The sequence below is a fragment of the Mesorhizobium sp. M1409 genome (assembly GCF_040317535.1).
Classification (GTDB): Bacteria; Pseudomonadota; Alphaproteobacteria; order Rhizobiales; family Rhizobiaceae; genus Mesorhizobium.
Genome location: NZ_JAMYKV010000027.1, coordinates 78,853 through 88,069, shown reverse-complemented (window position 1 = coordinate 88,069; position 9,217 = coordinate 78,853). Strand labels below are relative to the sequence as shown.

Sequence of the window (9,217 nt, the reverse complement as noted above, 5' to 3'; positions counted from 1 at the left end):
CGCGCCACTCTACGAGGCCTATGCCGGTACATTGCAGAGCTTCAACCAACTGAGCACATTGCAGCAGCGGCTCGGCAACCGCTCACGGACCATCGAAGCGCAAGGCGCCGACGGGGTCTCCGATGATGTGAAGGCGGAGGCCGGCATAGGGTTGTGGGGCAGGATCGAAGGCACCAGCGGCTCCTACGATCCGCAAAGCTCCGCCACCGCAACGACTTACGACACCTCGACCTGGAGGCTGCAGACCGGCGCCGACATGCTTTTGTCCGACAGCGCGGCCGGTCGGCTCATCGGCGGCGTTGCCTTCCAGTATGGCACGGTGTCCGCCGATGTGTCGTCGGTGTTCGGCAGCGGGTCGATCGATACGACCGGCACCGGCGTTTCCGGCTCGCTGACCTGGTACGGCGCGGAGGGCTTCTACCTCGACGGCCAAGCACAGGTGATCTGGTACGACAGCAATCTCGACTCGGCGACCGCCGGACAGCGGCTCGCCGACGGCAACAACAGCGTCGGCTACGCGCTCGGCGTCGAAGCGGGCAGGCGCATCATGCTCGACCCGAGCTGGTCGCTGACGCCACAAGCTCAATTGGCCTGGTCCTCCGTCGACATGGATGCCTTCACCGATACCTTCGGCGCAAGGGTTACCCCCGGATCCAACGACAGCCTGCTCGGCCGCCTCGGCCTCTCGCTCGACCACCAGACGCAGTGGCAGGACCGCACGGGCCGCGCCGGCCACATGAACCTCTACGGCATCGCCAACCTCTATTACGACTTCGGCGATGGCTCGTCGGTCGACCTCGCCGGCAGCAGCCTTTCGAGCCGCAACGAGCAGCTCTGGGGCGGCATCGGCATCGGCGGCACCATCAACTGGGCCGACGACAGGTTCTCGGTGTTTGGCGAAGCCGTCGCCCGAACGGGCCTGGAAGACTTCGGTGATAGTCACGCGCTGACCGGCTCGCTGGGCTTCCGCGTCAAGTGGTGAGTGATGCTGCCCTGTCCGACAGCACGGCACGTCCATCGAACCGTGCTGCCTTGATCAAGAAGGCAAGTCCATCAGCCGGCGGGTTTGTACGCGCCGGCGGCCTTGTTGGCGGCCGCGAGCACTGCCTTCATGTCGAGCTCTTCCAGTACGACCATGTCGGTCAGCGAGCCGCTCGCTCGCACCGCGAGGGACATGCCAATCCCGGCTGACTGGTCCGGCACCTCGCCATTGACGACGACGTCATAGATGCCGCGCGTGAACATCATGCTGGTCACCTTGCCGCCAACGCTTTCAAAAAGCGCCTTGACCGCGGCTTGCCTGTCCGAGCCTTGCATCAATCCTTTGGCGGCATGAGGCGCATAGTTTGCTAAAATAGTCACTTTCATGGGTATTTCCTCCAAATGTCACTGTCTCGTGGCTGCTCCATAATTCGAGCGGCACGGAGTGATTTTTTCGGTAACGAACGCAGGCGCCCTTGGACGCGTTGGCGGCCGAGGGCCCGCTGCCCGTGAAATATGCGCCTTAGCTAATATAATGACAATACTAGACAGGCCGATAGCAGCCACCGGGATTGCGGAGGTGATCGGCTGGATCTCGGCTCAGCCAATGGCATCGAGCTCGGGCCGGAAAGTGGCGGCGGCGCCGCAGCTTCACATCGGGCGTTTGGGCTCGCTCTTTGATGGCGTCGCCGTGTTGGAATCAGATTTCTTGTGCTTGTCGGCGGCAATCCTGCGGATGCGGTCGAAGCGGCTTTCCTCGGTTTTTTCGGTCGTGACGACCGTCTCTGGCTTCCGCACGAACGTGATCATGGATCCGTCTCCTGGGCTAGAGGCCTGCACGCCGGGAGAAAACACCCCCGGCGGTAGCTATCCAGGCTCCATTGAAGAGCCGGGGTGGCTGATTCAGGTCAGGTCTGAAAGGTGGCTTTTATGAAGCCACCTTCGCAGGCCGACTGAATCTTTAGTAGCCGCCCATGCCGCCGCCGCCACCGCCTGCCGGGGCAGCTTCTTTCGGCGGAATGTCGGTGATCATCGCTTCGGCGGTGATCAGAAGGGCCGCGATCGAGCCGGCATCCTGCAGCGCGGTGCGCACCACTTTCGCCGGATCGACGATGCCTGCCTTGATCATGTCGACATAGACCTCGTTCTGGGCGTCGAAGCCCTGATTGTGGTCCTTGCTGTCGGTGAGCTTGCCGACGACGATCGAGCCTTCGACGCCGGAATTCTCGGCGATCTGGCGGATCGGCGCTTCGAGCGCCCGAAGCACGATCGAGATGCCCGCGGTGACATCGGCGTTGGCGCCATTCAAGCCGGCCAGTGCCGACCTGGCACGCAGCAGCGCCACGCCTCCGCCAGGCACGATGCCTTCTTCAACCGCGGCGCGCGTTGCGTTCAGCGCGTCGTCGATGCGGTCCTTCTTTTCCTTGACTTCCGACTCGGTGGCGCCGCCGACGCGGATGACGGCAACGCCGCCGGAGAGCTTGGCCAGCCGCTCCTGCAGCTTTTCCTTGTCGTAGTCGGAGGTCGTCTCCTCGATCTGGCCCTTGATCTGGGCGACGCGCGCCTGGATGGTCGCCTTGGTGCCGGCGCCGTCGATGATCGTGGTGGTGTCCTTCTCGATCAGCACGCGCTTGGCACGGCCGAGCATTTCGATGGTGACGTTTTCGAGCTTGATGCCGAGGTCCTCGGAGATCATCTGGCCCGATGTCAGCACGGCGATATCTTCCAGCATCGCCTTGCGGCGATCACCGAAGCCCGGCGCCTTGACGGCCGCGACCTTGAGGCCGCCACGCAATTTGTTGACGACCAGCGTGGCGAGAGCCTCGCCTTCGACGTCCTCGGAGATGATCAGCAGCGGCCTGCCGCTCTGCACCACCGCTTCGAGGATCGGCAGCATCGCCTGCAGATTGCCGAGCTTCTTCTCGTGGATGAGAATGTAGGGCTCTTCCAGCTCGACGCGCATCTTGTCGGCATTGGTGACGAAATAGGGCGAGAGATAACCACGGTCGAACTGCATGCCTTCGACGACGTCGAGCTCGGTGTCGGCGGTCTTGGCTTCCTCGACGGTGATGACGCCGTCATTGCCGACCTTGTCCATCGCCTTGGCGATCATCTCGCCGACGCTGGCATCGCCATTGGCGGCGATGGTGCCGACCTGTGCGATCTCGGCCGACGACTTGACCTTCTTGGCGCGCGCCTGGATTTCCTTGACCACGGCGGAAACCGCCTGGTCGATGCCGCGCTTGAGGTCCATCGGGTTCATGCCGGCGGCGACCAGCTTGGCGCCTTCGCGCAGGATCGAGGCGGCCAGCACCGTGGCGGTGGTGGTGCCGTCACCGGCCAGGTCGTTGGTCTTCGAGGCCACTTCGCGCACCATCTGCGCGCCCATGTTCTCGAACTTGTCGGCAAGCTCGATTTCCTTGGCGACGGTGACGCCGTCCTTGGTGATGCGCGGCGCGCCATAGGCCTTGTCGATGATGACGTTGCGCCCCTTGGGGCCGAGCGTGACCTTCACCGCATTGGTGAGGATTTCGACGCCGCGCAGCATGCGGTCGCGCGCATCGGTGGAGAATTTGATTTCCTTGGCAGACATAATTTTTATCCAGTTCGGTTGAGAACGGCAGAGCCCTGCCCTCCATGATCAATGCTCGGAGCGCACCCCGAAGGATGCATGGCGCTCCAGTCAGGCGGCCTTCTTGGCCTCGACGGCCTTCTCGATGACGCCCATGATGTCGGCTTCCTTCATGATCAGAAGGTCCTCGCCGTCGATCTTGACCTCGGTGCCCGACCATTTGCCGAACAGGATGAAGTCGCCGGCCTTGACGTCGAGCGGAACAAGCGCGCCATTTTCATCGCGTGCGCCAGGTCCAACGGCGATGACTTCGCCTTCCTGCGGCTTTTCCTTGGCATTGTCGGGGATGATGATACCGCCTTTGGATTTGATATCGCCTTCGGCGCGACGAATGACGACGCGGTCGTGGAGTGGCCGAAATTTCATGGGAACTTTCTTTCTGGGGCCGGCACAGGCGGCCACGCCCCCTTTCTATAAACGCATTGGCACTCGATAGATAGGAGTGCCAAAAATTATTCGCACCCGAAATTAAATATTCAAAAGTATTATTTCGGCAGCTGGTTTCGTGATATCCGCAGAGTGTCAAATAATTCAAAAGATTGAATTTTGCCGATCGAGTGCCTATTTATCGGACGAGTTCACTTTCACGATTTCAGGTACAAGGGAGATTTCTTCGATGGCCGAAGGCAATCAGACGATCATGGAAAAAGCCGAAGCCCGCTTTGTCGACAAGCAGAAAAAGACAGCGGAGAAAAACAAGGCAACCGCCGAATACATGTCCGAAGCGAGGGCGCGGGAGATCAAGACGGCAAGGCTGAGGGAGTTGCGGCTGGCCAAGGAAGAGGCCGACCGCGTCGCCGAGGCCCTCAATCCGACGCCGAAGAAGAAGCGGGTGACCAAGAAAGCCACGGAGGCCAAGACATGAGTCTCACCTTCCCCAACCGCAGCCGCAGCTATGACGAGGCCGGCCAGCGTATCCGTTTCGTCGGACATGACGGCATGTTCCAGATCTCCTTCTCCGTCGCCGCCGACGCCATGGCCAAGATGCGGCCGGGAGCCGCGGCCGATGAAGCCGGCTACCTCGCCACATTCGACACCGAGAGCAACACCATCCGCGAGGTGGCATCGAAGGCCTACGGCCGCACCCACAAGAGCATGTATGTGCTGACGGCGGCCGATTTCGGCTGATCAGCCTCACGGGAATCCTCGATTTGAGGTGCGGCGGGCTTCTTGCGGCGGCGAAATGCTGTCCTGACGCAATGGCCGCTACGGATCAGGGCTTGCGCTCGGCCCGCTCGCGGCGTTTGACGTCGCGGACATTCATCTGCATGACCATGTCCTCGGCCTCACGCGGGCCCATTCCGACCATCACCTTTTGCCGGACAACGGCAGGCTGGCCGGTGAAGACGTCGATGATGCTCCAGCTCTGGGGAAGCTCCATGCGCAGCGTGTAGCGGTTGGCCATCCCGATCAGCCCTGCATCATGAAAAACACGGCGCCCAGGATCAGCACCGTCCAGGCAATGACCGACAGTTTCAGCACCATGCCGCCATGCGCGGCCAGAAGCTCCCGCAGGCGCGGCACGACACCCGCCGGCCGGGCCGGCGCCGCCGCGAAGGCGACAGGAGCCTTGAGGCCAAGTTTTCCAAAGACAGGCAGCAGCGACGGTTCACGCACGAAAATGACCTCGAATGTCGGGAAGAGCGGAGCAAAGGATGCTCACGCCCCTTCCATAGCACTCTTTTCGCGAGCGCTGTGCATGCCAAGTGAAAAATAGGCGCCAACGACTGCATCGGTGGAAGAGGCGCAGGCCCGGTCGGCGAAGCTGTACGGCAACAACCGCCAGCCCTCAGGCCGCGGCGCTGCGGCCTCTCACGCCGGCCTCGACCTTGAAGATGCGGAACGTGTTGCGCCCTGCCGCCTTGGCGGCATAGAGCGCGGTGTCGGCCTGCGTGAACAGATCGCCGGACGCGCCTGCTTCGATGAAGGCGATGCCGACCGAGGCGCCGAGCCCGAGCGATTGGCCGCAGGCCGCGACCGGCTTGCCCATCGCCTCGATGATGCGACGCGCCAGGCTGGAGACAGCACCGCGGTCGAGATGCGGTCCAAGCAGCACCGCGAACTCGTCGCCGCCGACGCGCGCCACCAGATCGGCCTCGCCGCAGCCGGCGGCAAGCCGCTTCGCCGCCTCCTTCAGGCACTCGTCGCCGACGACGTGGCCGAACGTATCGTTGACGGCCTTGAAGCCGTCGAGATCGACCAGGAGCAGCGCGCCGAGCGGGCGGCCCTCGTCTGCATGCGCCAGCCGCGCCTGGAAGCGGCAGCGGTTGGCCAGCCCGGTCATGACGTCATATTCGGCGAGATAGCGCATCCGGTCCGACAGGATCTTCTCCTCGGTGATGTCCTGCTTCATGCCGAAGATGCGCACGGGAACGCCCGCCTCGCACTCGACGGTCGCGGTGATGCGGATCCAGCGGCTGCGGCCGGCGAAAGTGGTGATCTCGGCATCGAGATTGAAACCGCTGCGCTCGGCGATCGCGCGGCCGCGCATCGTCTCCAGCGCCTTGCGCGACTCCGCCGGGTAGCATTTGATGATCTCCGAGCGATCGAGCACTGCGCCACGCGGCAGGTCGAACAGGTCATAGACCACGTCGGTCCATGCCAGCTGCTCGTCGGGCAGGCTGCATTCCCACACGCCGAGGCGCGCTGCGACCGAGGCGCGGTCGAAGATCTTGCGGCTGTGCGCCAACGAGAGCTCCTGCCTGGCGATCAGTGCCGCCTGCGCGGCGAGCTCCGCCTTGAGCCGAGCGATGGTGGCGACGGCGCGGTGTCGTTCGTCGGAACTGTCGTGCCCCGCGCGCCTGCCGGGCTGCGCGGCCCGCGCCGGGCCTTTCGGACTGTAGGGCGTATCGGACATGGCGAGGCTCTGCTGTCTTGGCGGGAGACCACCATGGCGCGCAAGCGATTAACACTTCGCTGATGATGGGCTGCTTCGCCGGAACCGGACTGCGTATCCGCCGACAATTTTGGACGAGCCCATCAATCGTTGAAGTTGGCGCCGCCCCTCACCCGCCTGCCGGGCGTTCGGGCGATGGGGCAAATGCCAGAACCTGACGCGATTGCCCTGACCCAAACCACTTTTCCCCTTGAACGACCTCCCGATCTGGCCTAGCCTTGACTTGAGAAAAGGTTTTTCCAAACAGTTCCGATCAGGCTTGGCCATGTGCCGGGTCTTTTTCGGGCCTTAAGAGAAAACCTTTTCCCAGCTTAAGGATTCTCGGCGCGATGGCATCGGACGATCTGCCTGTTCCGGTCTTTTCCAAGCCAGTCACCCTGCGTGACGTGGCGGCTGAAGCCGGCGTCAGCGTCGCCACCGCCTCGAAGGCGCTCAACGACCAGGGACGAATGACCGGCGAGACGCGCGAGCGCATTCGCGAGACGGCCCGGCGTCTCGGCTTCCGGCCCAACAGCCTGGCGCAGAGCCTGCTCCGGCGGCGCAGCTTCACCGTCGGCCTGCTCACCAACGACACCTATGGCCGCTTCTCGCTGCCACTGATGTCGGGCATTTCGGACGCGCTGGTCGACAATGGCGTCTCGGTGTTCCTGTGCAATGTCGAGGAGGATCCGCGGCTGGGCCAGATGCATGTCGACGCCATGCTCGACAAGCGCGTCGACGGCATCATCGCCACCGGCAAGCGCATTGATCGCCATTTGCCTGTCGACCTCTCCAATCTGCGCGTCCCGGTGATCTATGCCTTCACGCAGCCCGATCCAGACGCCATCGCCTTTGTTTCCGACGATTCCGACGGCGCCCGGCTGGCGGTCGAGCATTTGTGCCGGCTGGGCTGGAAGCGCATCGCCCATGTCACCGGCCCGGCGAGTTTTGCCGTGGTGCACGCCAGGGCGCGGGCTTACCGCGACGTGCTCATCGAAAACGGCCTGCCGGTCACCGAGCCGCTGCTCGGTTCCTGGTCGGAAGCCTGGGGTCACGAGGCGGTGGCGCACCTGTTCGACGGCGGGAAAGAAAAGCCGGACGCCCTCTTCTGCGGCAACGACCAGATCGCGCGCGGCGTCATCGATGCCTTGCGCGAGCGAGGCCTGAGCGTTCCGGGCGATGTCGGCGTCATCGGTTTCGACAATTGGGAGATCGTGGCCGAGGCGACGCGCCCGCCGCTGACCTCCGTCGACATGAATCTCGTCGCACTCGGGCGCGAAGCCGGATTGACCCTGCTTTCGCTGGTCGGCGGCAAGCCCGCCGCGCCGGGCATTCGAAAACTGCCGTGCCGGCTGGTGGTGCGGCAGTCATGCGGTCATCCGCTGGATGGCTGAAAACCAAGCGCCGCGCAATCGGCGCCAAGCCGCGGAGCGCGGCCAAACCTGGAGGAGGAGAACATGAGGAACCTGATTGCCAAACTGGCCCTGGCCGCTGCCGTTCTGGGTAGCGGTCTCGGCACTGCCGCCGCCGAGACGGCCAACATCTGGGTGCGCGCCGACGGCTCGAATTTCATGCCGAGGATCGTCGACGCCTACAACAAGGCGCACACCAACCAGGTCAAGCTGGACATCATCCCCAATGCCGAGATCATCCCGAAATATGGTGCCGCGGCCGCCGGCGGCACGGCGCCCGACGCGCTATCGCTCGACCTGATCTACACGCCGTCCTTCGCCGCCGCCGGCCAGCTGGAGGACATCACCGACTGGGCCAAGTCCCTGCCCTATTTCGCCAGCCTGTCGCCGGCGCATGTGAAGACCGGCACATACAAGGATCACATTTACGGCCTGCCCTTCTCGGCCGACGCCTCGGTGCTGATCTGGAACAAGAAACTGTTCAAGCAGGCCGGGCTCGACCCTGAAAAAGGCCCGGCCAACTGGGCCGAGATCGCGACCGACGCAGAGAAGGTCAACGCGCTCGGCGGCAACATCAAGGGCTTCTACTTCTCGGGCAATTGCGGCGGCTGCAACATCTTCACCTTCACGCCGCTGATCTGGGCGTCGGGCGGCGACATCCTGTCGGAGGACGGCTCGAAGGCGACGCTGGACAGCCCACAATTGCGCGGCGCCATCGATCTCTACCGCTCGATGGTCAAGAAGGACCTGGTGCCGGCAGGCGCGCAGACCGATACCGGCGCCAACTTCTTTGCTGCCTTCGCCGCCGGCAATATCGGCATCTCGCCGTCCGGCGCCTTCGCCATCGGCGCGCTCAACACCCAGTATCCCGATATCGACTACGGCGTCACCTTCCTGCCGGGCAAGGATAGCGGCTGGTCGTCCTTTGCCGGCGGCGACAATTTCGTCGTCACCAAGGGCACAACGAAACTGCCCGTGGTGAAGGAGTTCCTCGATTTCGCCTACTCGCTCGAGGGCCAGACGATCCTCGCCAAATACGGCAGCCTGCCGGTGCGCGGCGACATCGCGAAGGATGCGCTGAAGGATCTCGATCCGCGCTACCAGATCGCCGCCGAGGCCATGGCCAAGGGCCGCACGCCCTATTCGGTGGTGTTCAACGACCTGATCAACTCCGCCAACGGGCCGTGGACGCAGATGATCAACGAGGTCTTCTTCGGCGACGATGTCGACGGCGCGATCGCCAATGCGCAGGAGACGATGCAGTCGATCATCGACCAGGCGCCGCAGAAATAAGCGGCGTCTGCCGGCCGCCCGCCT

Annotated in this window: 12 protein-coding genes; 5 read left to right on the top strand and 7 right to left on the bottom strand. The window is 63.6% G+C overall.

Annotation, left to right across the window (positions count from 1 at the left end; all coding sequences use genetic code 11):
- A partial coding sequence (locus tag NKG99_RS20885; protein ID WP_352870517.1) for an autotransporter family protein occupies positions 1-982 on the top strand: 982 nt, incomplete at its 5' end.
- Positions 983-1,053: 71 nt separating this feature from the next.
- Here the strand turns inward: NKG99_RS20885 and NKG99_RS20880 are convergent.
- The 4 genes from NKG99_RS20880 to NKG99_RS20865 all read right to left on the bottom strand — a co-directional run bounded on the left by NKG99_RS20880 (position 1,054) and on the right by NKG99_RS20865 (position 3,979).
- Positions 1,054-1,368 (bottom strand): GYD domain-containing protein, encoded by a 315-nt coding sequence (locus tag NKG99_RS20880; protein WP_352870516.1) that lies wholly within the window; start codon positions 1,366-1,368, stop codon positions 1,054-1,056.
- A gap of 264 nt (positions 1,369-1,632) precedes the next feature.
- Positions 1,633-1,791 (bottom strand): hypothetical protein, encoded by a 159-nt coding sequence (locus tag NKG99_RS20875; RefSeq protein WP_352870515.1) that lies wholly within the window; start codon positions 1,789-1,791, stop codon positions 1,633-1,635.
- A 151-nt stretch (positions 1,792-1,942) separates the two neighbouring features.
- Entirely contained in the window at positions 1,943-3,574 is a 1,632-nt protein-coding gene (groL, locus tag NKG99_RS20870) for a chaperonin GroEL (RefSeq protein WP_352870514.1), read from the bottom strand.
- Positions 3,575-3,664: 90 nt separating this feature from the next.
- Positions 3,665-3,979, bottom strand: a complete 315-nt coding sequence (locus NKG99_RS20865; protein ID WP_352870513.1) for a co-chaperone GroES — start codon at positions 3,977-3,979, stop codon at positions 3,665-3,667.
- Between the two features lie 250 nt (positions 3,980-4,229).
- Here NKG99_RS20865 and NKG99_RS20860 point away from each other — a divergent pair, with 250 nt between their 5' ends.
- Both NKG99_RS20860 and NKG99_RS20855 read left to right on the top strand, forming a co-directional pair.
- Positions 4,230-4,478, top strand: coding sequence for a hypothetical protein (locus NKG99_RS20860; RefSeq protein WP_023760015.1), 249 nt, complete (start codon positions 4,230-4,232; stop codon positions 4,476-4,478).
- Positions 4,475-4,741: a DUF1488 family protein gene (locus NKG99_RS20855; protein ID WP_352870512.1), complete on the top strand. Its 267-nt coding sequence runs from the start codon at positions 4,475-4,477 to the stop codon at positions 4,739-4,741. The genes NKG99_RS20860 and NKG99_RS20855 overlap by 4 nt, the downstream gene beginning before the upstream one ends.
- Positions 4,742-4,826: 85 nt before the next feature.
- On the opposite strand, the gene NKG99_RS20850 is transcribed toward NKG99_RS20855, so the two are convergent.
- From NKG99_RS20850 to NKG99_RS20840, 3 genes are all read right to left on the bottom strand, one after another.
- Positions 4,827-5,018, bottom strand: coding sequence for a hypothetical protein (locus tag NKG99_RS20850; protein ID WP_352870511.1), 192 nt, complete (start codon positions 5,016-5,018; stop codon positions 4,827-4,829).
- Positions 5,019-5,023: 5 nt separating this feature from the next.
- The gene (locus tag NKG99_RS20845) at positions 5,024-5,230 is read right to left on the bottom strand and encodes a hypothetical protein (RefSeq protein ID WP_352870510.1); all 207 of its coding nucleotides are present in this window, start codon (positions 5,228-5,230) and stop codon (positions 5,024-5,026) included.
- A 172-nt stretch (positions 5,231-5,402) separates the two neighbouring features.
- Positions 5,403-6,470, bottom strand: coding sequence for a diguanylate cyclase domain-containing protein (locus NKG99_RS20840; protein ID WP_352870509.1), 1,068 nt, complete (start codon positions 6,468-6,470; stop codon positions 5,403-5,405).
- 368 nt (positions 6,471-6,838) lie between these two features.
- Between NKG99_RS20840 and NKG99_RS20835 the strand changes: the two genes are divergently transcribed.
- Both NKG99_RS20835 and NKG99_RS20830 read left to right on the top strand, forming a co-directional pair.
- Positions 6,839-7,882 carry a LacI family DNA-binding transcriptional regulator gene (locus NKG99_RS20835; RefSeq protein ID WP_352870508.1) on the top strand — a complete coding sequence of 348 codons (1,044 nt, stop codon included), beginning with the start codon at positions 6,839-6,841 and terminating at the stop codon, positions 7,880-7,882.
- A gap of 63 nt (positions 7,883-7,945) precedes the next feature.
- On the top strand, positions 7,946-9,193 hold the full coding sequence (locus tag NKG99_RS20830; RefSeq protein WP_352870507.1) for an ABC transporter substrate-binding protein: 1,248 nt from the start codon (positions 7,946-7,948) through the stop codon (positions 9,191-9,193).
- The last annotated feature ends 24 nt before the right edge of the window (positions 9,194-9,217 follow it).